27 protein-coding genes and 1 tRNA gene are annotated in these 19,942 nt (G+C 66.7%); 8 read left to right on the forward strand and 20 right to left on the reverse strand.

The genetic code is table 11. The features are described from left to right. Both E6G92_07115 and E6G92_07120 read left to right on the forward strand, forming a co-directional pair. Window positions 1-270, forward strand: a complete 270-nt coding sequence (locus tag E6G92_07115; GenBank protein TMJ19539.1) for a hypothetical protein — start codon at window positions 1-3, stop codon at window positions 268-270. Window positions 271-374: 104 nt separating this feature from the next. Then, a tRNA-Glu gene (locus E6G92_07120) sits at window positions 375-450 on the forward strand. A gap of 11 nt (window positions 451-461) precedes the next feature. Here E6G92_07120 and E6G92_07125 read toward each other — a convergent pair. The 5 genes from E6G92_07125 to E6G92_07145 form a co-directional block, all read right to left on the reverse strand. Further along, the gene (locus E6G92_07125) at window positions 462-1,580 is read right to left on the reverse strand and encodes an integrase (protein ID TMJ19540.1); all 1,119 of its coding nucleotides are present in this window, start codon (window positions 1,578-1,580) and stop codon (window positions 462-464) included. Further along, window positions 1,577-1,759: a hypothetical protein gene (locus E6G92_07130; GenBank protein ID TMJ19541.1), complete on the reverse strand. Its 183-nt coding sequence runs from the start codon at window positions 1,757-1,759 to the stop codon at window positions 1,577-1,579. The genes E6G92_07125 and E6G92_07130 overlap by 4 nt, the downstream gene beginning before the upstream one ends. Next, window positions 1,759-2,277: a hypothetical protein gene (locus E6G92_07135; GenBank protein ID TMJ19542.1), complete on the reverse strand. Its 519-nt coding sequence runs from the start codon at window positions 2,275-2,277 to the stop codon at window positions 1,759-1,761. Before E6G92_07135 ends, E6G92_07130 begins: the two co-directional genes overlap by 1 nt. Window positions 2,278-2,353: 76 nt before the next feature. Continuing rightward, complete coding sequence (locus tag E6G92_07140; protein ID TMJ19543.1) at window positions 2,354-3,073, reverse strand: hypothetical protein; 720 nt, start codon at window positions 3,071-3,073, stop codon at window positions 2,354-2,356. A 326-nt stretch (window positions 3,074-3,399) separates the two neighbouring features. Beyond that, window positions 3,400-4,080, reverse strand: coding sequence for a hypothetical protein (locus E6G92_07145; GenBank protein TMJ19544.1), 681 nt, complete (start codon window positions 4,078-4,080; stop codon window positions 3,400-3,402). Between the two features lie 757 nt (window positions 4,081-4,837). Between E6G92_07145 and E6G92_07150 the strand changes: the two genes are divergently transcribed. Genes E6G92_07150 through E6G92_07165 form a run of 4 tightly spaced genes read left to right on the forward strand, consistent with a single transcriptional unit; the run spans window position 4,838 to window position 6,022 of the window. Next, a complete protein-coding gene (locus E6G92_07150) occupies window positions 4,838-5,017 on the forward strand; it encodes a hypothetical protein (protein TMJ19545.1) in 180 nt (59 codons plus the stop codon). A gap of 5 nt (window positions 5,018-5,022) precedes the next feature. Further along, window positions 5,023-5,226, forward strand: coding sequence for a hypothetical protein (locus E6G92_07155; protein TMJ19546.1), 204 nt, complete (start codon window positions 5,023-5,025; stop codon window positions 5,224-5,226). Further along, window positions 5,226-5,825 carry a DUF159 family protein gene (locus tag E6G92_07160; GenBank protein ID TMJ19547.1) on the forward strand — a complete coding sequence of 200 codons (600 nt, stop codon included), beginning with the start codon at window positions 5,226-5,228 and terminating at the stop codon, window positions 5,823-5,825. The genes E6G92_07155 and E6G92_07160 overlap by 1 nt, the downstream gene beginning before the upstream one ends. Beyond that, complete coding sequence (locus E6G92_07165; protein ID TMJ19548.1) at window positions 5,822-6,022, forward strand: hypothetical protein; 201 nt, start codon at window positions 5,822-5,824, stop codon at window positions 6,020-6,022. The genes E6G92_07160 and E6G92_07165 overlap by 4 nt, the downstream gene beginning before the upstream one ends. 2 nt (window positions 6,023-6,024) lie before the next feature. On the opposite strand, the gene E6G92_07170 is transcribed toward E6G92_07165, so the two are convergent. The 9 genes from E6G92_07170 to E6G92_07210 form a co-directional block, all read right to left on the reverse strand. After that, window positions 6,025-6,759 (reverse strand): hypothetical protein, encoded by a 735-nt coding sequence (locus tag E6G92_07170; GenBank protein ID TMJ19549.1) that lies wholly within the window; start codon window positions 6,757-6,759, stop codon window positions 6,025-6,027. A 1-nt stretch (window position 6,760) separates the two neighbouring features. After that, window positions 6,761-7,015: a hypothetical protein gene (locus E6G92_07175; GenBank protein TMJ19550.1), complete on the reverse strand. Its 255-nt coding sequence runs from the start codon at window positions 7,013-7,015 to the stop codon at window positions 6,761-6,763. A gap of 15 nt (window positions 7,016-7,030) precedes the next feature. Further along, on the reverse strand, window positions 7,031-7,453 hold the full coding sequence (locus E6G92_07180; protein ID TMJ19551.1) for a hypothetical protein: 423 nt from the start codon (window positions 7,451-7,453) through the stop codon (window positions 7,031-7,033). Between the two features lie 174 nt (window positions 7,454-7,627). Next, window positions 7,628-8,728, reverse strand: coding sequence for a phage major capsid protein (locus tag E6G92_07185; protein ID TMJ19552.1), 1,101 nt, complete (start codon window positions 8,726-8,728; stop codon window positions 7,628-7,630). 4 nt (window positions 8,729-8,732) lie between these two features. Next, window positions 8,733-8,921, reverse strand: a complete 189-nt coding sequence (locus tag E6G92_07190) for a hypothetical protein (protein ID TMJ19553.1) — start codon at window positions 8,919-8,921, stop codon at window positions 8,733-8,735. Window positions 8,922-9,060: 139 nt separating this feature from the next. After that, window positions 9,061-9,315, reverse strand: coding sequence for a hypothetical protein (locus E6G92_07195; GenBank protein TMJ19554.1), 255 nt, complete (start codon window positions 9,313-9,315; stop codon window positions 9,061-9,063). A gap of 1 nt (window position 9,316) precedes the next feature. After that, window positions 9,317-9,520: a hypothetical protein gene (locus tag E6G92_07200; GenBank protein ID TMJ19555.1), complete on the reverse strand. Its 204-nt coding sequence runs from the start codon at window positions 9,518-9,520 to the stop codon at window positions 9,317-9,319. Between the two features lie 88 nt (window positions 9,521-9,608). Then, window positions 9,609-10,268 carry a hypothetical protein gene (locus E6G92_07205; GenBank protein ID TMJ19556.1) on the reverse strand — a complete coding sequence of 220 codons (660 nt, stop codon included), beginning with the start codon at window positions 10,266-10,268 and terminating at the stop codon, window positions 9,609-9,611. Beyond that, window positions 10,255-10,470, reverse strand: coding sequence for a hypothetical protein (locus E6G92_07210; protein ID TMJ19557.1), 216 nt, complete (start codon window positions 10,468-10,470; stop codon window positions 10,255-10,257). The genes E6G92_07205 and E6G92_07210 overlap by 14 nt, the downstream gene beginning before the upstream one ends. 308 nt (window positions 10,471-10,778) lie before the next feature. On the opposite strand from E6G92_07210, the gene E6G92_07215 reads away from it, so the two are divergent. Next, window positions 10,779-12,281, forward strand: coding sequence for a CHAD domain-containing protein (locus E6G92_07215; protein ID TMJ19558.1), 1,503 nt, complete (start codon window positions 10,779-10,781; stop codon window positions 12,279-12,281). Window positions 12,282-12,292: 11 nt separating this feature from the next. Here the strand turns inward: E6G92_07215 and E6G92_07220 are convergent, their stop codons facing one another. Both E6G92_07220 and E6G92_07225 read right to left on the reverse strand, forming a co-directional pair. After that, window positions 12,293-13,768 (reverse strand): hypothetical protein, encoded by a 1,476-nt coding sequence (locus E6G92_07220; protein ID TMJ19559.1) that lies wholly within the window; start codon window positions 13,766-13,768, stop codon window positions 12,293-12,295. Beyond that, window positions 13,765-14,223 (reverse strand): hypothetical protein, encoded by a 459-nt coding sequence (locus E6G92_07225; GenBank protein ID TMJ19560.1) that lies wholly within the window; start codon window positions 14,221-14,223, stop codon window positions 13,765-13,767. The genes E6G92_07220 and E6G92_07225 overlap by 4 nt, the downstream gene beginning before the upstream one ends. A 132-nt stretch (window positions 14,224-14,355) precedes the next feature. Here E6G92_07225 and E6G92_07230 point away from each other — a divergent pair, with 132 nt between their 5' ends. Beyond that, a complete protein-coding gene (locus E6G92_07230) occupies window positions 14,356-15,204 on the forward strand; it encodes a methyltransferase domain-containing protein (protein TMJ19561.1) in 849 nt (282 codons plus the stop codon). A 116-nt stretch (window positions 15,205-15,320) separates the two neighbouring features. Here the strand turns inward: E6G92_07230 and E6G92_07235 are convergent, their stop codons facing one another. The 4 genes from E6G92_07235 to E6G92_07250 all read right to left on the reverse strand — a co-directional run bounded on the left by E6G92_07235 (window position 15,321) and on the right by E6G92_07250 (window position 19,940). Next, entirely contained in the window at window positions 15,321-15,923 is a 603-nt protein-coding gene (locus E6G92_07235; GenBank protein TMJ19562.1) for a DUF938 domain-containing protein, read from the reverse strand. After that, on the reverse strand, window positions 15,920-17,536 hold the full coding sequence (locus E6G92_07240) for a glycine dehydrogenase subunit 2 (GenBank protein TMJ19563.1): 1,617 nt from the start codon (window positions 17,534-17,536) through the stop codon (window positions 15,920-15,922). Before E6G92_07240 ends, E6G92_07235 begins: the two co-directional genes overlap by 4 nt. Before the next feature lie 154 nt (window positions 17,537-17,690). Beyond that, window positions 17,691-19,043: an aminomethyl-transferring glycine dehydrogenase subunit GcvPA gene (locus E6G92_07245; protein ID TMJ19564.1), complete on the reverse strand. Its 1,353-nt coding sequence runs from the start codon at window positions 19,041-19,043 to the stop codon at window positions 17,691-17,693. A 126-nt stretch (window positions 19,044-19,169) separates the two neighbouring features. Further along, on the reverse strand, window positions 19,170-19,940 hold the full coding sequence (locus E6G92_07250) for a methyltransferase domain-containing protein (GenBank protein TMJ19565.1): 771 nt from the start codon (window positions 19,938-19,940) through the stop codon (window positions 19,170-19,172). Window positions 19,941-19,942 lie beyond the last annotated feature (2 nt).

Genomic DNA, 19,942 nt, shown 5'->3' on the forward strand with positions numbered 1-19,942 from the left:
ATGAAGCTCATCGCAACCGCTCTCGCCGGCGCCGCCCTGATCGCCCTGGCCGGCTGCAACCGGGCCCAGCCGGCCAACGGCAGCGCCGACAATGCGACGGCCAACGTCGCCGAAAACACGGCGGCCGCGCCAGCCGACGCCGGCGCCAAGCCGGCCGCAACGGACGCCGCGGCTCCGGCCGATGCGAGCGCGGCCGAAGGCGGCAAGCCGGCCGGCGGCGAGGCTCCGGCCGAGGATGCGACAGTCAATTCGGGCGAAGGCGGCAAGTAAGCGCGCATTTAAGGCGGCCCTTCCACGGGCCGCTCCCGCTTTCTTTCCCGGCTTTGCTTGACAGCGGGCGGCGCCCGCCCATATGCGCCGTCTCCGCTCTAGCCGGCCCCTTCGTCTAGCGGTCTAGGACGTCGCCCTCTCACGGCGAAAACACGGGTTCGAGTCCCGTAGGGGTCACCATTTCCATTGGATTAGCCTTTGTTTTCAACAGTTTGATCCAGCGGTTTGGCTAACTGGCTTTCACGGTTAGCCAAATCCAGCGCGACCAGTTTGCCTAGCGTGGCATCCGCGAGCCGTTCTTGGTCGGCGGCGGCGGTGTAAATCGCGACCTCCGCGTCGTTGCTCCACCCGCCGACTGACTTTATCCCCTGATTGCCGGCGCCCATGTCCGCGAGGCGGCGAGCGATGGCCTTACGAAGCCCGTGGGCCGAGCATTGCGGAAGCCCAGCCTCGTCGCACCATTCCCGCATCTTGTTACCGAAGCCCGCCGCGCTGAATGGCTTGCCGTATTCGGTGACGAGGAAGGTTCGCAGGCCAACCCGCTGCATCGCCTCGATCGCCTCGACCAGCTGGGGCGCGGCCGGCAGCCACAAGTCCTTTCCCGTCTTTCCCTGGCGGTAGTTGATCTTGCCGCGCTTCATCTGGTCGGGGCCAAAGAGGCGCGCATCCCCGCGGCGCTGGCCGGTCCAGAGGATGATCTCTAGCGCCAGTCGAGCGCGCGTTCCGAGTTTATGGTGCGACTGGTAGCGGGCGATTTCATCCTCGGTCCAGGTATGATAGCCGCCCGTTTTCTCGGTCTTGATCTTGTCCGCGTCGTCGACCGGGTTGCTGCCAATCCAGTGCAACCGCTTAGCGTGAGCGAACAGCCGCCGGAGCTGTTTCCTGAGATTGTGAGCGGCGACCCTCCCTCCCACGGTCCGATTGCCCTCCTGGCGCTTTCTGGAGCGCTTCAGGAGGATCGCCTCGATATGCTCGAAGCCGAAATCCACCACCATGTCGTCGCCGAATTCGGAGCGGAAGCCTTCGAGTAGGAGACGCCGCCGTTGCTGGTCTGCCGCGCCGCCGCCATGAAAGTCGGTGCTGAGGTAGTAGCGCGCCACAAGGTCGTTCACCGAGCCCGGAATCGCCCGGCCGCCGCCCACCTTCAACTCCCCCGCCTCGCAGGCAGCCAGCTCCTCTTTGAAGCCGGGCGTGTCGGGCGGGTTCTTGAAGTAGTAGGTCGGCTGGCCAGTGCGGCGATAGCGATAGCGGACCTTGCCGTGCCTGTCCCTGAATGACGTGACGTTGGGATAACGGCGGGGCTTCCTCATGACTGAAGGATCCTGTCCAGACGGTTGTGTGGGCCGGCGGGCGCCAATTCACCGAATTCAACCTTGATCGAACCATCTGGCGCGATCGTGTAGCCGCTCGGCTTCAACCCAGCCGCGACCGCAGCGCGCAATGCGCGGCAGGCGTCGGCCTGCTTGAATGCTGAGCGGCGGGCCGCCATCAGTCGGGGCGCGCAATGCGGAGCGCGGCGAAAACGTCGTTCTGCACATCATTGAGCAAAATCACTATCGCCGGTCCGCGCCTGCCCGAGGCCTGATTGTAAATTAGATGCACCACGTCCAGCCTCGGGTCGGAAGTCTTGACTGGCACCACCTCCCCTCCCCTGCCCGGCATCCAGATTAGGAAGGTGAAAGCTTCGCGGGGGTCGAACAGTTCGGCAGGGTCCCGGGTCGGCCAGCCCGACGGCGTCGTGGACGTGTGAGCGAAGTCCACGCCCGCTTGGAATGCATCTCCAGGGTGCACCCCTATCTCAATTAGCCGTTGCGCCACCGCCAGTTGCAGGACGTCTCGCAGATTCAGGAGCCCGGCAAGGCCCTTGGCCTGGGCTTCGGCCCCGCCAATAATCCGGAACAGCTTGCGGTGGGGCGAATAGTAGGAGCGCAGGGTGTTCGGTTCGTAGCCCGCCGCTACGGCAGCCTCACGAAGTGTCCACTTGGGGGTATCATAATCAATGGGCATCGTTGCCGACCTCGGTTGTTGAGGTCGCATCTACCCTACCTGATATGGTCTCGTCAACCCCTGCCGGGCAGTCGAGTCAGTGTGCGGTATCCTTCACGATCTGAATCTCGTGAATATGCAGCTTGGGGAAGTGCCGCAGCATCATAGGCCTGAAATCCACTCCCAGCTTTCTGAGACGTTTGACGTTGATCGTCGCCAACGCCCGCAATGATCGAACGAGCGAGGCAGCCTGGATCATTTGTGGCTGTAGACTAAGTATTTGCTGTTGAGTTAGGTCGTGTCCCGCCATCTCTCCGCTGACGTCAACCGGAGGGGGTAGCATCGCCATGAGGGCTTCCCGCTTAGCCTTATATTCCGCGAGACCCGCCCGCAGCGACAAACCCAGTGCCACAGCTTCTGAGAACGTCATGAGGAAGTCCTCCTCCTTGAGACGCATCAGCAGATTCTGCTCCGCATCGTTCAGATCTCGGATCAGCGACTCGCTCGAGCCAGCCTGCGCCGAAAACCCTCCGCAAATATCCATGTCGGATTCCGCGGCTAGATCGTCATCACTTTTGCCGTGGGGATTCAATTCAATTACCAAATTGTGGGCCTCGCTGGACAGTGAGGCGAGCTTGTATCCTATCTGATAAGCAGCATCTTGATGTCGCTGGGTTTCATCCCTTTTGCGGTGACGTTCAATGAGCCAGTAGCCGCCAAGCGCAACAATCACCGCCAGAAGTGAACCCGTCCCGGAAACCCAGTCGGCGGCGGTGCCCCATTCGATGCGGCTCCAATCGATCTCGCAACAGTTCATTGCTCCGCCTCCCAAGGACCACATATAAAAAGCCCCGCCAGCCGAGGCCAGCGGGGCGCGTTGCCGGGTCGAGGGAAACCCGGGCTAGGTGGCAATAGTCTGCTGAGCGCCCCATTTCTTTCGCCCGCTCCCGCGCTCGCGCTCGAACGGCGTCGGCTCGAATTGAGCGGCTTGGGCTTCACGGACCCTCGCCATGCCGGAGCCGCAGAGGCCCGACATTGCATGAAGGGTCAGCATGAAGGTGGTTTCCTCGCCTCCGCTGGTGAGCGCTACGAGGAACCCGCCGCCTTGGGGGTCAACCCTCGGCGGCGTGGCCACAAAGCCGATCACTGCTGGCGACCGTCGATCAGCAGGCGGCGGGCGTCGGCAACGGCAGACTCCATATGCTCGTCGTCCAGCGAGATCGCCGCGATTTCCAGTTTGATGAGCAGGGCTGCGGTGTGCGGCGCGGGAGCGGACATCAAGGCATCGCAGGCTGCCTTATAGATCGGGTTATGGGCGGACGCTTCATTAAACAGCCGATCGGTCTGGAAGCGTTCGTTAACCTCAAGAATCTGGCGCTGATAGGCGTCGAACTCGTCGGCGGTGCGCGCGACGTCGATCCGCCCCTCGCTGCGGCCAGTGTTGTAGGCGCGAAGCCGAGACTCCACGTCTTGCCGCTTCATGCCGATGCCGAGCCGATAGTCTTCGAAATAGCGGGCGATCCTGGCGGGCCTGTTAGCTTCTGCCGCTTCGTCGGCGCGCTCGGAACGCCCCCAGAGGCGGTCATGGTCGCTTTCGACCTCTCGAAACGTGGCAAGGGCTTGATCCCAATCACGCCGATCCGGCGCGGCGCGGCCTCGGTTCCAGTTGTAGGGCTCCTGCGAGAATGCGGGTTGCGTTGCCATCGTATCTCTCCTGTCGGGGTTTGCGCCGCTCACGGCGGCGGCAGGGAAAACGCTCGCGCCGATGATCGGAGCGACGGCAATGGCGCCCAGAACGGCGCGACGTGTGCTTTCTGCGGTCATGGTGGCTTCTCACTGCTTTGGCCTTCTACAGCCGCTCCCGGTGTCAGACCGGGTGCCGGGAGAGTAGAAGCCGGCCAGTGAGACCGGTGGGACGTTTTCCCCCCGAGGGGGTATTGTATGTGCGCCCCGCTCCCGACATAATGCGTCGGTCAGCGGCGGACGCCAGTCCACCCTGTTCTTTCGGCGATGATCCGTTGGCGCGGCTTCACCGCCTATCACTGGTCCGGGCTTCTACACCCACGGACACATTGCCTTAGATCGATTCGCGGTGCAAGTTTCCCCGAAAGGGGAAGCAAGCGCTTGCCCCCATGTTCCCATTTCGTTCACTGTCGCCCGATGGCCGAATCGCCCCTCCTGTCGGATCAGCTAAGGGACAAGGCGCTTCTCGCCCTCGAAGACGCTATCCAGGAATGTCGCTATCGGACTCCGCGCCCGTCATTCGCGGTGCGCTTCGCCCTCGCCTATCTCTGGGTTTATTCGGGCGGGGATCGGCGGCCTTTCGACGAGTTATGGCGGGCGATGCGAAGCGAGAAGACTCCGTGGAGTTTCAGCGGCGCGGATATGGCGTTGCTCCGCATCTATCGCGTGCTTGGGCTTGAGCGTCCCGGTGCCGTCGGGAGTCTGTGCTGGCGGAGCTGGGAGGCCCACGAGGGCCACGGCGGGGGCCAAGATTGACTCTGCGCTTTCCGCCGCGACATCGACAAGCTTGCGCCCGGCGCCCGGCGGTATATCCGTTCGCGGGAAGGGAGACGTGGCGATGGCGGATCAACCCCCGGCCGAGTTTCACTGGAAGATGAGCGACCCAGACGCTGACGGCAACGTGTGGCTTCAATGGACCGACGAAGGCGGCTCGTCCAACCTCCTGATGCTCGGGGCGCAAGCCGCCGTTGCCGAGTGCATGGCGGACTGGCTCGGGCGGATCGACTTCGGTAACTAGCCGCGGTGCCGATTGTCCCGACCCCCGCTGGCTTCCCGGTCGACGCGCTGAGCGCCGCCTATCGGCGATGCGTCGAGCTCGCGCAGCCGTTCGTGCTCAGCATCGGCGGCGAGCTTCACGCGCTCGCCCTTCCGCCGGATCACGATATCATCCTGTTCAACCCGCCGCTCGAGTTGACCCCGGACGTGCTTCGGATGGTGCTGGGCTGATGTGCAACCGATTCCGCCAGACGAAGACGCGGGCGAACCTTTCGCAGATTTTCGGCGCCCGCCCCCTGGTCGATCCGCCCGAGCCGCGAACGGACATATTCCCAAAATACTCCGCATGGATTGTCCGCAAGGAAGCCGGCGAGCGCGTTCTCGATTACATGCCCTGGGGGATTCCGCTCGCCATGCGGGGGACCAAGGGTCAAATGCTGGCGCCTAAGCCGATAACGAACGTCCGCAACCTCGAAAGCAGCTTCTGGCGCTCCACGATCGCCAAGCCGGAATGGCGATGCCTGGTGCCGTTCACGTCCTTTGCCGAGCCGAAGCCGGGCAAGGATGAGGGTGGAAAGCCCGCGTGCTGGTGGTTCACGCTCCCGGCAAGCGAAGTCGCCGCCTTCGCCGGCATCTGGCGCCCCTCCGAATGGGGCAATGTGTTTTCGTTTCTGACGTGCGAGCCTAACCCGCTCGTTGCGTCGCTGCATCCCAAGGCCATGCCGGTGATCCTCGATCCGGGCGATTATGACGCTTGGCTAGATGGCGAGACGGCGGAAGCGTGCGCCCTCGCCGCCCCCTTCCCCTCGCAGTTGATGGCGGTGACGTGACCCCCGAGCGCGAACGCTGGGCTTGCGCCCAAACTCTCATAAACCAGCACGGCCGGCGCGCGGTCGGCGAGGCCAATATGCGGATACAAGAACTCGTCGAGGCCGATGATAGGGCGGGGGTCGAGTGCTGGCTGGATATTCTGGCGAAGATCGCCACGCTTCTCCGCGAGCGGGAAGATGTCGACACTCTCCAGTGAGATTAGGCCGCCAGCCGCTCGTCAAAGGCATCCGGATTCGCTCGCACCTCGCGGAGAAGCGCATAGGCCTCGGCCAGCGTCGGCGCCAAGGCGCGGATGCGATGGGCGTGGCGCAAATTCGAAAGCCCGGAGTGAATGACGTGCGCCGGCTGGTAGCATTCGCATTCGAGGAAGCCGGCCTCGGCATTGATGCCCCGAAAGCGCTTCACGACTCCAGTGATCCTGCCATAAACCGCGCGCGGCCATGCCTTTTCGCGGTCGCGCACGTCGAAGGTGAACAGGTCGCCCTCCCTTATTTCTGTGTCCCGGCCGACATCGACAATCGCGAAGCTGTAGCCTGAAGTGAGAGGCGCCATGCACCCCCCGACCAGGCGAATGACGTGGAACCGGCGCACGTCCCACAGGTCGAAATGGCGCAGCCAATGGTCGCGCTTCGGCGGCATCGACTTTCCCGGCGCCGGAGGCAGGGGCGCGCCGAACGACATTGGGCCGGATCGCACGACGGCGGTGCCTTGGGGATAAGTCGCGAGCGGCGCCGTCCCGTTGGCGGCGCGCGGCTTCGGAGCGGTGAGCGCGTGCAGCGCCATGCCCGCGCCGACCACCGTGGCGGCGACGATCGCTGAGGCGAAAAGCGACCCGACCCCTATGGCCGCCAGCGCGCCAGGCAACAGATAGGGCGCGAAGACGATCACCGCGACTGCCACCACAACCGCGACGACTTTGAGCACCTTCCCCACGCTAAGCCTCCTCTCTGACGACCATCGGCGCCCTAGAAATTCGCGTGCTAGGCGCGGCAGAACTGAGGCCAATCGCCTTGAACGCCATTCCCACCGCGAGCGTGAGACCCGCGGTGAGCACGGCACTCGCCACGATCGCAGTCATCCCGACAAAGCCGAGGCCGGCCACTATCGAGAGGCCGCCGGTCGGCGCCGCAAGAACGGCTAGGGCTACGACGGCGGCGATCGTCGCGACCGTCTTGAGCGCCTTCCCCATGCTATCCGTTTCCCTTCATTCCCACGGCTTTTTGCCCGACGCGCCATCGACTGCGCGGCCCGCGCCGCGAGGCAGGATCTGCGATTGCTGGGTGAGCCGCATCGAGCGGGCGCAGGCCGTCAGCGCGCGCGTCTCGCGCTCAGCCATCGCCAAAAGCTTATCAAGACGGGCCAGCCCGCCATCCTCGTTAATCCACGCGGGATCGAATGCGGCGATCTGGCGGGCCATTGCATCGGCTCGAGCCTTGTGTCGGCAATAGGCGACCAGGATTGGATATTGAGCTCGCGAGAACCAGCCACTTGGCATGGTGCCGACGACATCGCGCCAGACAGTGCCCTCATTATCCCCGAGCTCGGCAGGCGGCGGCGGCCGGCGCGCCTCGATCAAGACCGGGGCGACGGAAAGGGCTGAGGTGGATTTACGACCGCGCTGGCGCATCAGAATTCTTGCCGATTAGAGTTTGTGGCTGGGGGCGGCGGTGTCCGCTTCCCAGCAATGTGAAGAATCTCCCGCCCCCCTCGGCCCGTTGGCACGCTGGCGGGTAGATGGAACCCCGCCAGCGCACCTTCGGCGCTCTCCGCGTGAGGCTTGTCCGCCGCGGTGAGCATGGGATCAGGCGACATTGCCAAAGTCGCCATAGATCAGCGCCTCGGGGCGCTTGGCGGCGAAGCCGATCCGCTCTTCCCCGAGCACAGTCACGAGGTTCTTCGTGAAGTCGTCATTCACGAAGCCGACCTCGACGCGGGCGGACCAACGATCATAGAGGGTCTGGGCCTTGAACGCGCCGACCAGGAACTTGTCGACGGTCATGGCCTGGGTGGTGACGACGGGCAGACCGAAGAGGCGCGGCTCCGCAACGACGCCCGGATCTCCGAGGATATACTTGCCCTCGCCATCCTTCAGCAGACGCATCCTCCACCAGTCGGAAGGGTGCAGCACCACACCGTCCGGCGGAATGTCGGTAAGCGATGCCTGCAAGATCGCGAGCGCGATGGTGTCGATCTCGTTTTCCGTGGGGTCGGGGCTGATCGGTGACGCGTAGGCCGTTGCCAGCGCCGCCATGCCTTCGAGGTTCTGCCCGGTGCCATCGCCGAACAGAAGCTGCGCCTCTTCCACCAATGACAGCCCATAAAGCAGCTCATCGTCGATGATGGAGCGAAGCTGAGGCACGTCTTCCAGAACCTGCCGCGAGGCCTTCATCCAGTGGGCGATGACGCGCATCGGCACCGTTTCTAGGTCGAATTTGATATCCGATTCCGGCTTGGTCGCGCCTTCGGCAACCGGCGCCGCGCTATTCGTCCGGCCGGTCTGCTTGGGATATTCCACCGAGCCGCTGGTCGCGTTCACGACCGTCAGCAAGTTTCGGATCGTCAGGCGCCGGCGCGGCAGGGTGGTCGCCGTGTCGGCTTGCGGCACGATCAGATCGCCGACCGATCCCGCTGCATCAGTGGTGAGCGAGGTAAGGGACGCCTTCACCTCCAGTGAGGCCCGGTCGCCTCGCGTCATGCTGGCCAGGCCGGCGCCTTTTGCGTCGACGAACTGCTGTCCAAGGGACGCGCCGACGTGCGTGCCGTCCCCCCCGCCTCTACGGGCGAGCTTCTGCTCGATTTCATCGATCCGCGCGGCGTTCTCGGCCGCCCTGACGCGATGGTCGTCGATGTGACTCTTGATTTCGGCCGCAATCTCTTCGACCGACTGTCCGTTGTAGCTCATTGATTTAATCCCCAGCCCTCGCCAGCAACGCGGCGAATTGCTTCAATTCAGCGACCTCTTCGGCCTCGGCCAGTTCGGACGGATCCTCGCCAGTCAGGGCTTTCCACGCCGCAGCGGCACCCGCTTTGGATCGACGGCTCGAAAAGCCCCATTCTCGGAGGGTCGCCTCAAGGTCGCGGATAGTCTTGGTCATGCGCGCACCTCGACGGGCGGCCTGAGAAGGCCGTTCAATCCGTCGCCGGTCCGCACGTCTCGCGCGTAGTGGGCGGGTATCGCGTCGAGCATCTCACTCGTTGCGATGTCCTGGAAGGTAATGCAATACCGCTCCAATGTCAATGCCCGGCCCTCTTTATCTCGGCGAGTAGCTGGTCGCCGCCCGCCATCGTGAAGTCGGCCTGTCGCTGCAACCATTCGACGGTTGCCGAGACGCCGGCCGCCCTCAGAAGCCGCTCGATCAAAGCGACTTGCATCGCCGTCACGGCGACATTCTCCGAAACGCCGCCGACCATCAGCCCATCAATCCAGGCATGGGTCCGCTTGAGTAGGTCGAGCATCTCAGCGCGCTCGCCTTGCGTCGGTTCGATCATTTCAATTCTCCTTCACGATTGCGATGACGGTGAGCCCTGCCAAGGCGCGAGCGAGGATGATCCGCTGGGATCGGCTGACACCGCAGTCGCGCAGGCGATGTTCCACCTCGCGGACGCCGAGGGGCCGACTGATCTCGTCCAGGAGGCGCAGCACCTCGGCGCGGACGGCGGGGGCCGCGCTCGCTAAGTGTTCCGGCTCGATCATGAGCCGCCCCTTGCGGGCGCGCGAAGCTGCGCCAGGCGACGGGCTCGCCACCGTGAAGTGCTATACCACTTGCCGTGGGGCTGCTTGCTCATACCGCGGCCTTTCGGCTCGCCGATGGGCCGCCCGCTATTTTGCCCCCATTTTCCTCTGAGAATTTCGGCTCGGTTCCGGTGCCTGGGTATGGCTTACTTATAAGCACTACCCCGTCGGTAGCAGGGCCGGCCGGCGTTCTTGGCAGTTTTCCGTCAGTGTCTGCTACCGCATTGGTAGCAGCGGCGACCCTGCTTGCTACGAACGCGGTAGCAGCACGGGGCTCCCCTGCTACCGCATCGGTAGCGTCGATTTGCGCTTCCGGAGTCCAGTCAAGGTATTCGTTTGTCGCCTTGATCGGGCGGCCAATGCTGTCCGTGGTGTTGACGAATGTTAGGCGATAGGTCCGCGCCAGCCGCTGCTTCCACTTCGCCTCGAGCCCCACGTCGACCAGCCCGCACTTGATAAGCTCGGCAATGGCTGGAGCGAAGCAGGCCTCGTTCTTGCGGTTGAGAGCGTGCGCCAGTTCCTTGAAGCTCAGTCCGATCTGCCCGTTATTGTAGCCGTTCAGCCGCGCCACGATCTCGACCAGGACGCAACGGGCCATTGGGTTGAGGTGGCGATAGGCTTCGCTCTTGATGACACTGATTGGGATGCCGGCGAAGCCAGCTCCGCGCGTGTCGGCGCGATGCTCGGCCTTCACCTTACCGCGCGCCACGGCAAACCTCGATCGAGTCAGGATCGCAGCCCAGAGCCTTTAGGGCCGCCGCGGCGGCTTCTACCGATGGATAGGGCGCCAATCGCGCGCCGATACGGCTGGCGCGCACGGCCGGCTCAACGAAGTTAACCAGCGAATCGATTGCCGCGTAACAGGCTCCTAGCTCTGGATGCGTCCCTTTGAAGAGGTCTGTCTCGCTCATGCGGCTACACTCTTCGCGGTCGCGGAGGCGGGCGTTACCGCCGTCAGCTCATGCTGATCGCGCCACCAATGCCGGGCAATGATTGGCGGGATTTTTTTGCTCGAAAGGTTAGACAGCCCGCCGGCGTCCCCAAAAGAAATTTCCAGTCGTTTTGCGTAGGTTTGCCAGCTTAAACCATTGAGACTAGCCGCTTCAGGCAGTCCCGTAGGGGTCACCATTACCGAGCGACCGGGAGCCACATGCGCGGCCTCGGGACTTAACCCGAGTGACTCGGCCCCCACAAAAAACTGTAACATTTCACGATCACAATGGCCTCTTGGGGGGCGGCCTGCGCTCGGCGGGAAAAAGCTGTGTCCGACGAAGTCGAGTTGAAGTTCGACGTCGATCCGGCGTGCGCGGAGCGGCTGCGCGCGGCCCCGGCGCTCGCGGCCGCCGAGCCGCGGGTCGAGCAAAGCGAATCCATCTATTTCGACACGCCGGACCAGGCGCTTCGCCGCGCCGGGGTTTCGCTGCGCGTGCGCCGCTCGGGGGGGAGGATCGTCCAGACGGTCAAGCGCAAGAAGGGCGACGCCGCCGGCCTGTTCGTCCGCGAGGAATGGGAGGCCGAGCTTAAGCGCTTCGGCCTCGATCCGGGGGCCTTCGCCGATCCCGAGGCGCGACGTCTGCTCGCCCGCTTCGACCGCGCGGCGCTCGCCCCGGTGATCCGAACGTCCTTCACCCGCACCGCCTGGCAGGTCGCCCATGACGGCAGCCGGATCGAGGTCGTGCTCGACGAAGGGGCGGTCAAGGCCGGCCGGCGCAGCACCCCGCTGAGCGAGATCGAGCTCGAGCTGATCGACGGCAAGCGCGGAGCGCTCTTCGCCCTCGCGAGCGAGATCGGCGTGGCCGCGCCCCTTTTCCTCGGAACGATGAGCAAGAGCGAGCGCGGCTATGCTTTGCTGGAGCAGAGCCTGGGGCGCCCGGCCAAGGCCGAACCGGTCGTGCTCGGCGGCGGCGACAGCGCGGCAGACGCCTTCCGCAAGACCGCCTTGGCCTGCCTTCGCCATTACCGGCTCAACGAGATGGCCCTGCTCGCGCGCCGCGATCCCGACGCGCTTCACCAGGCGCGGGTGGCGCTTCGGCGGCTGCGCTCGGCGCTGACCCTGTTCCGCCCGGCCGCGAAGGGCGCCGGCTATGAGCGAATCCGCGCGGAGCTGCGCTGGTATGCAAGCCAATTCGGGGACGCGCGCAACCTCGACGTCCTGCTCGCCGGGGCATTGTTGCCGAACGATGCCGCCCTGCGCGGGTCGGTCAAGGCCGAGCGCGAGCGCGCCTACGATGAGGTCCTGGCGACGCTCCGATCGGAGCGCGCCCGGGCGCTGATGCTCGACATCGCTTTGTGGATCGAGCTTGGAGGCTGGGCGCGCAGGCGCCGGGCGCTCGGCAAGGTCCGCGATCTGGCGGCGCAACGGCTCGATCGGCAGTGGCGCAAGGTCTGCCGGCGGGGTCCGGAGCTCTCCTCGCTCGATCCCGACGCCTCCCATTTGCTGAGGATCGACGTCAAGAAGCTTCGCTACGCGGCCGAATTCCTCGCCTCGCTCTATGCCGAAAAGGCGCTTGCGGGCCGCAGCCGCCGCTTCGTCGGCGCGCTTAGGGAACTGCAGGAAAGGCTCGGCGCGGCCAACGACGCCCACGTCGCGCGCGCGCTCCTCGCCCGCCTCGCGCCGGGCCGGGAAGCCGAGATCGTCATTCCCGACGTGGCGCGAGGCCCGGCCGAAGCCGCTTTTGGCAAGGCCGCGGCGTCCGCCGGCTATTGGCTGCCCGAAGGCTGATACGGGCGCGGTCAGGACGAGCTCCGCGGCGGTCTCCCTGCCCGCGCGGCCTGGAACCGGGCGAGCAGGGCGTCGGCCATCGTCTCCGCCTCCGCCGCGTCGAGATCGTGCATCTCGGGCGAGACCAACGCGCCCGATCCGGCGGTGTCGAGGAGCAGGTTCGACAGGCGAAGCGCGCGCTGGACAGGGCCGCGCATGACCCGGATCGTCTGGGTCTTCTCGTAAGGCACGATCCACATCCGGCGTTTGAGATAGCCGTCCGCGACGAACAGGGCGCGCTCGCCCAGCGCATGGCCATGCTTTCGCCAACGCAGAATCCCGATCAGCGCCGCGGCGAGCAGCGCCAAAGCGGCGAGGCCGAGCCAAGGCTCGACGAGAAAGGCCGCGGCCGCCGCCAGCGCCGCCATCGCCAAAGCGGGCGCGGACTGGCGGACCAGAGCGCGCCGCGGGACGCCGTGAAGCGCTTGTCGGGGCGGCGGCTCGGGAAAGCCGGCGGCGGCGAGCACCGGCAGGATCTCCGCCATCCGCGCGAACGGAGCGGCGACCTGCACGCCGCCTTCCTTGCGGTCGGCGCCGAGTGTCTGGAACGAGAGCCGGTGCCAGCCGAACAGCCGCGCGAGCGGCCCGCTCTCGATCAGCGCCACCTGCGCCCGGCGGATCGGGATCACCACCTCGGAGAGGGTGAAGAGCCCGCGCCGCCGTCTCAGGCCCGCCGCGGTCCTCGTCAGGGTGAAGCCGAAATCCCGGGTCACCGCCCGTCCGACGCCGGCCACCAGGCCGAGCGCGAGCATCATGGCGGCGAGGCCGAGCGCCAGCCGGGCGGTGATCAGGTGCGCCGCCCGGTCCGCGCGCTCGGGCGTGAACCAGTCGCTCCAGTTGAACAGGCCGAACTGGTCGAGCTGCTGAAGCGCGCCGGCGATGACCGCGAAGAAGACCAGCGAGAAGCCGAACAGTCCCGACAGGACGAGCCGCGGCAGGTCCATCGCGAACAGCACGGGCTCTTCGGGCAACGCCGCTTCGGCGTGCGCCCCAGCCGGCCCCGCCCCGTGGCGGACGCGGTCGCGAAGCGCCTCGGCGTCGGCCAGGGCGATCATGTCGAGCGTCCCTTCGTCCTTGGCCGCGCCGCCGGTCTCGATCCTCACGGCAGCGGTGCCGAACAAGCGGGCGAGCAGCTTCCGTTCGATGGCGATGTCCTGCACCCGGTCGAAGGGGATGATCCGGCGCTGGCGGCGAAGCAGCCCTTTCTCGATCACGATCTCCCCGGGCCCGATCGTGTAGCGGAAGCGCCACCAATAGAGCGCTGCGAGCACGGCCGCGAGGAGCAGGAAACCCAAAGCGAAGGTCAGCAACGGCGCCAGGTCCCGGTCGCGCACCGCCACCAGCAGGCCCGCGGCGCCGGCAAGCATCTGGGGCGCGGACTTGAGCCAGCGGGCGACCAAGGTCGCCGGATGAAGCCGCCGCGGGATCGGGTCCGGCGCGTCGCTCAAGCCAAGTCCTCGCGGATCTTGCCGCGGATGCGGTCGCGCATCGCCTCGGCATCGGCCATGGCGAGCCCCGGCAGGGGCACCGCGGCGCCATGGGTGCCGGCGGTGTGCAGGATCAGGGTGGCGAGCCCGAACGGCCGCTGGATCGGGCCCTGCGCGACGTCGATATGCTGGACCCGCGGGAATGGGACGATCGTCCGCACCCGGATCAACGTGCCGCGCCGGATCTCCAGCTCGTCCGCGCCCTCGCGATAGCCCCAGCGGCGATAGCGGCGCCGAGGCACGATCACCGTCGCGCCGAGGCCGAGGGCAAGCGTAGCGCCGGGCAAGGCAGAAGCCGGAATCCCCCACTCGCGCGCCGGCCGATCGAGGATCCAGGCTGCGAGCGCCAGCACCGCGGCGACGAGGCCCACACGAATCGTCAGCACCCAGATTTGCCGGGAATCGAGCCGCGTCATCTCTGGGACCTCCCCGCCCTCTTCGTCCTGCCGATGCTCCGCCACGCCCGCGCCTCCCCATTTCACCTTATGGTGACATTCCCGCGCGCAAGCGAATAGAGGCATAATCGGGCTTGTTGGGAGGATTCTCGGATGGCGTCACGATCTGTGCCGCGGGCATTGCTGGCGTTGGCGGGCGTGGTCGCGGCGGGGCTGCTCGTCTATTTCTTCCTCTTTCCCCATGGCCCCCGCGTGCCGGCCGTCAGGCCGGGGCCCGAATTCGATCCCGGCCAGTTCGTACAGGGCCGCCCGCGCCTCGACGTCCCCTTCATCGCCAGCGACATGCAGGTGGTCGACGCGATGCTGGCGATGGCCGCCGTCAGGCCGAACGATTACGTCCTCGATCTCGGTTCGGGCGACGGGCGAATCCTGATCACCGCGGCGCGAAGCAACGGCGCGCGGGGCCTCGGCGTCGACATCGATCCGGCCCGAATCCGCGAATCGAACGCCAATGCGCGCGACGCCGGAGTCAGCAACCGGGTCGCCTTCCGCCGCGAGGACCTGTTCCAGACCCCGCTCGCCGAAGCGGACGTCGTGACGCTCTATCTGCTGCCCCAGATCAACCTGCGCCTCAGGCCCCGAATCCTCGCCGAGATGCGCCCCGGGACGCGCGTGGTCTCCCACGATTACGACATGGGCGACTGGCGCTGGGAGGAGCGCCGCCGGGTCGGCAACGCGATGATCTACATGTGGATCGTCCCCGCCCGCGTCGCCGGGATCTGGACCCTGAGCGAGAACGGCCGGGACCAAGCGATGGTCCTCACCCAGGAATATCAGACGTTCGGCGGAACGCTCGGCGGAACCCGGGTCGAGCAGGGCCGGCTCACCGGCGACCAGATCCGCTTCGTCGTCCGGGGCGGCGGCGGAAGACGGGTCTACGAAGGCCGGGTGAACGGCAACGCGATGGCCGGCGAAGGCTGGCGGGCGGCGCGCTCGGGCTGAGGAAGATCGCCTCCCGCAGCAATTGAGTCGTCATTGCGAGCGTAGCGAAGCAATCCAGTGCAAGATCCGAGGCCCGCTGGATTGCTTCGTCGCTACGCTCCTCGCAATGACGATGCTCAGCCCTTGCGCAGCACCACCGACAGATTGTTGGCCGGCATCGGCGTCACCGATTCCAGCGCGAAGCCATGTCCCTCCGCCTCGGCCACCACGTCCTCGAGGTTCCGAAGCCCCCATTCGCCGTCCCGCGCCTTGAGGCTTTCGTCGAACGCTTCGTTGCTCGGCGCCGTCTCCACTCCCGACTGGCGGTAGGCGCCGTAGAGGTAGAGCGGCGCCCCGGGCGCGAGCAGCCGTCCGGCGCCGCGCATCAGCCCCTCCGTGGCCGCCCAGGGGCTGATGTGGACCATGTTGATGCACAGGATCGCGTCGGCCTGCGCCACCGCCCAGTCGCGCGCCCGAGCGTCGAGCGAGACGGCCGGCAGGAGGTTGAACAGCCCGGCTTCGGCCCGCCAGGCGTCGATCGAGCGCAGGGCGGCCGCCGCCGGATCGCTCGGCTGCCACAACAGCTTCGGAAATTCGCGCGCGAAATGCACGACATGCTCGCCGGTGCCGCTGGCGATCTCCAGCACCAGCCCGCGCGCGGGCAGCACGTCCCGCAGCACCTCGGCGATCGGCCCGGCGTTGCGCTCGACGTGCGGCGCGGATTGGCGGTGGTCGGTCATTCCGCCGCTTCGGCGGCCGCGGGCTCCTGCCAGACCAGCACCGGCTTGCGCGCCGCCAGCGTCTCGTCCAGCCGCCGCCGCGGAGCGAAGACCGGGGCAGCTTTCAGACTCTCGTCGCCCGCCTTGGCGCGCTCCGCCACGCTCCTTAACGCGCCGATGAACTGATCGAGCGCCGCCTTGCTCTCGGTCTCGGTCGGCTCGACCAGCATCGCGCCGTGGACGACCAGCGGGAAGTACATGGTCATCGGATGATAGCCCTCGTCGATCAGCGCCTTGGCGAGATCCAGCGTGGAGAGGCCGTTCGCGAAGCCGCGATCGCTGAACAAAGCCTCGTGCATGCACGGCCCGCTCGCGCCGAACGGAGCGTCGAGCACGTCCTCCAGGCGGCGCAATATGTAATTGGCGTTGAGCACCGCATCCTCGGCCACCTGCCTCAAGCCGTCGGCGCCGTGGCTCAGCATGTAGGTGAGCGCGCGGGTGAACATGCCCATCTGGCCGTGGAAGGCGGTCATCCGCCCGAAGGTGCGGCCGTGATGCTCGCCGGCGGTTTCCTCCTCGATCAGGACATAGCCGCCGTCCTGCCTTTCGACGAACGGCAGCGGCGCGAACGGCGTCAGCGCCGCGGAGAAAACCACCGGGCCCGAGCCCGGCCCGCCGCCCCCGTGCGGGGTGGAGAAGGTCTTGTGCAGGTTGATGTGCATCGCGTCGATGCCGAGGTCGCCCGGCCGCACGCGCCCGACGATCGCGTTGAAATTGGCGCCGTCGCAATAGACCAGCGCGCCCGCCTCGTGCACCGCCTTCGAAATCTCGATCATTTCGGGCTCGAACAGGCCGCACGTATTGGGGTTGGTGATCATCACCGCAGCAACGTCCGGCCCCAGCCGCGCCTTCAGCGCCGCTAGGTCGACGCGGCCGGCCGCGGTCGCCGGGATGTTTTCGACCCGGTAGCCGGCGAAAGCCGCGGTCGCCGGATTGGTGCCGTGCGCGCTCTCCGGCACGAGGATCACCTCGCGCGCGTCGCCCCGCGCCTCCAGCGCCGAGCGGATCGCGAGCAGGCCGCACAATTCCCCGTGCGCCCCCGCCTTGGGGCTCATCGCCACGCTATGCATGCCGGTGAGCTTGACCAGCCATTCGCCGAGCGTGGCGATCAGCTTCAGCGCGCCTTGCACGGTGTCGACCGGCTGGAGCGGATGGATGTCGGCGAAACCCGGCATCCGCGCGACCTTCTCGTTGAGCCGCGGATTGTGCTTCATCGTGCACGATCCGAGCGGGAAGAGGCCGAGGTCGATCGCATAATTCTGGCGGCTGAGGCGGGTGTAATGCCGCACCATTTCCGGCTCGGAAAGGCCCGGCAGGCCGATCTCGCGATTGCGCTCCAATCCCCCCAATCTGTTCCCCGGCGAAGGCCGGGGCCCAGGGCTGGGGCCCTCCTGGGCCCCGGCCTTCGCCGGGGAACAAGAAGGTTCGATATCCACGCCGGTGCTCTGCGTATCCCCGATCTCGAAGATCAGCGCCTCCTCGAGCATCAGAGCGCGGTTGCCGGTGAAGGTCGCGGGGACCTCGGCCGAGGCCTCGGGCGCCGTCGGGCGCCAGCCGCTCTGGTTGATGCTCATCGATAAAGCTCCGAGTTCAGGATCCGCACCGCCGCAAAAGCCCTCTCCCGTGGGGAGAGGGTCGGGTGAGGGGTTCGGGACTCTCCGGATAGGCCGTAGCCCCTCACCCCAACCCTCTCCCCGAGGGAGAGGGAGCCAGGCCATGCCGCTCCCCTCATGCCAGCACTCCCTCGAGCGCCGCCGCGAGCGCCTCGACGTCCTCCTCGGTGACCGTCTCGGTCACCGCCACGACCAGCCCGTTGGCCAGCCCCTCCTCGTCCGGATAGAGCCGCCCGAGCGAGACTCCGCCGAGCACGCCCTGCTCGGCCATCGCCCGCACCGCGGGCCGCGCTTCCTTCGGCAGCCTCAGCGTGAATTCGTTGAAGAACGCCTCGTTGACCAGGCTCACCCCCGGCACGCGCGCCAGGCGCTCGGCCGCCGCCGCCGCTTTGGCGTGGTTGAGCGCGGCGAGCTGCCTCAGGCCCTTCTCGCCGAGCAAAGTCATGTGCATCGTCCACGCCAGCGCGCAGAGCACCGAGGAGGTGCAGATGTTCGAGGTCGCCTTCTCGCGCCGGATATGCTGCTCGCGGGTCGAGAGCGTCAGCACGAAGCCGCGCTTGCCTTCCGCGTCCACCGTCTGGCCCGCGAGCCGCCCCGGCATTTGCCGCACATATTTGTCGCGAGTCGCGAACAGGCCGACATAAGGCCCGCCGAACTGCAGCCCCACTCCGATCGACTGGCCCTCGCCGACGACGATGTCCGCGCCCATCTCGCCCGGGCTCCGACAAGCCCCCAGCGCCACCGGCTCGGTCACCACCGCCACCAGCAGCGCACCCGCCGCCCGGCACCTGGCGGCCAGCGCGGAAAGATCGGCGATTCGGCCGAGGATGTCGGGATATTGGACGACGACGCACGACGTTTCGTTGTCGATTTCCAGGGAATCGAGATCGGTGCCCGCCTCGAGCGTCGGGGCCCGGTGCACCAGCGCGTCGCCGGTGAACTTCGCCATCGTCCTTGCCACCGACACGTAATGCGGGTGCAGGCCCGAGGAGAGCACGGCCTTGCCGCGCCGGGTGACCCGGCCGGCCATGGCGATCGCCTCCCAGCAGGCGGTCGAGCCGTCGTACATCGAGGCGTTGGCGACGTCGCAGCCGTAGAGCCGCGCGACCTGCGTCTGGAACTCGAACAGCAGCTGGAGCGTCCCTTGCGCGATCTCCGGCTGGTAGGGCGTGTAGCTGGTGAGGTACTCGCCGCGCTGGATCAGGTGATCGACGCTCGCCGGAATGTGGTGGCGATAGGCGCCGCAGCCGAGGAAGAAGGGCACGTCCCCCGCCGCGACATTGGCCCGGGCCATCGCCCCGAGCTGGCGCTCGACCGAAAGCTCGCTGGCATGGTTCGGCAGATCGTGGATCGCTCCGTCGAGCCGCGCGGCCTCGGGCACGTCGACGAACAAATCGTCGATCGAGCCGGCGCCGATCGCGGACAGCATCTGTCGCCGGTCCTCATCCGACAAAGGTAGGTAACGCATTCGCTTCTCCCCGATTCCTCCCCGCGATTTCGCGGGGAGGGGGACCATGCGCAAGCATGGTGGAGGGGCCCCTCCACCGCCCTGCGGGCGGTCCCCCTCCCCTGCAAATGCAGGGGAGGATAAGAATTATTCCGGCCGCTTCATCGCGAAGCGCAGCCGCACATAATCGGCGCAGAACGTCCCGTCGGGGCGCCTCAGCGCCGGCGCGACCCGCGCCTCGACCGCCGCGGCGATGTCGTCGCGCTCCCATTCGGGCACCATCGCCACGTCCATCACCCCGGCGCGGAACGTACGCACCCATTCCGCGACCCCCCCCGGAAGCGGCGTTGGCCGGCCGATCAGCTCCGCCCGCACCTCGGAGAAGCCCGCCACGCAATAGAGCCGCGTGAATTCCTCGATGCCCGCATACCAGGCCGGGTCCTGCTCCGGCATCTCGTAGCCGCGCATCGAAAGCTCGTCCCTGAGCGCGCCGCGCAGCGCAAGCAGGTTGCCCTCCCCGCCCATCTCGCCGACGAAGCGTCCGCCCGGCCGAAGCGCCTTGAACACCCCGCTCGCCACCGCGTCCGCATCCAGCATCCAGTGCAGGGCCGCGTTGGAAAAGACCGCGTCGAACGCTCCGAACCGCCCCAGGTCCATCGCCTCGGCGTCGCCGACGAAGGCGTCGATCCCCCGCGCCCGAGCCGCCTCGACCATCTCCTGCGAGCTGTCGATGCCGATCACGCTCGCACCCGCCTCGACGATCCGCTGGGTCAGCGCGCCGTCGCCGCAGCCGAGATCGAGGATCAGCTCGCCCGGCTGGGGATTGAGCAGCCGAAGCGCCTCGTCCCCCAGCGCCGGAACGAAGGCGGCATTCCTTGCATAATCGGTCGGCGACCAGCGACTGGCGAGGTTCACCATGG

This window comes from Alphaproteobacteria bacterium (assembly GCA_005883305.1).
Lineage (GTDB): Bacteria > Pseudomonadota > Alphaproteobacteria > Sphingomonadales > Sphingomonadaceae > Allosphingosinicella.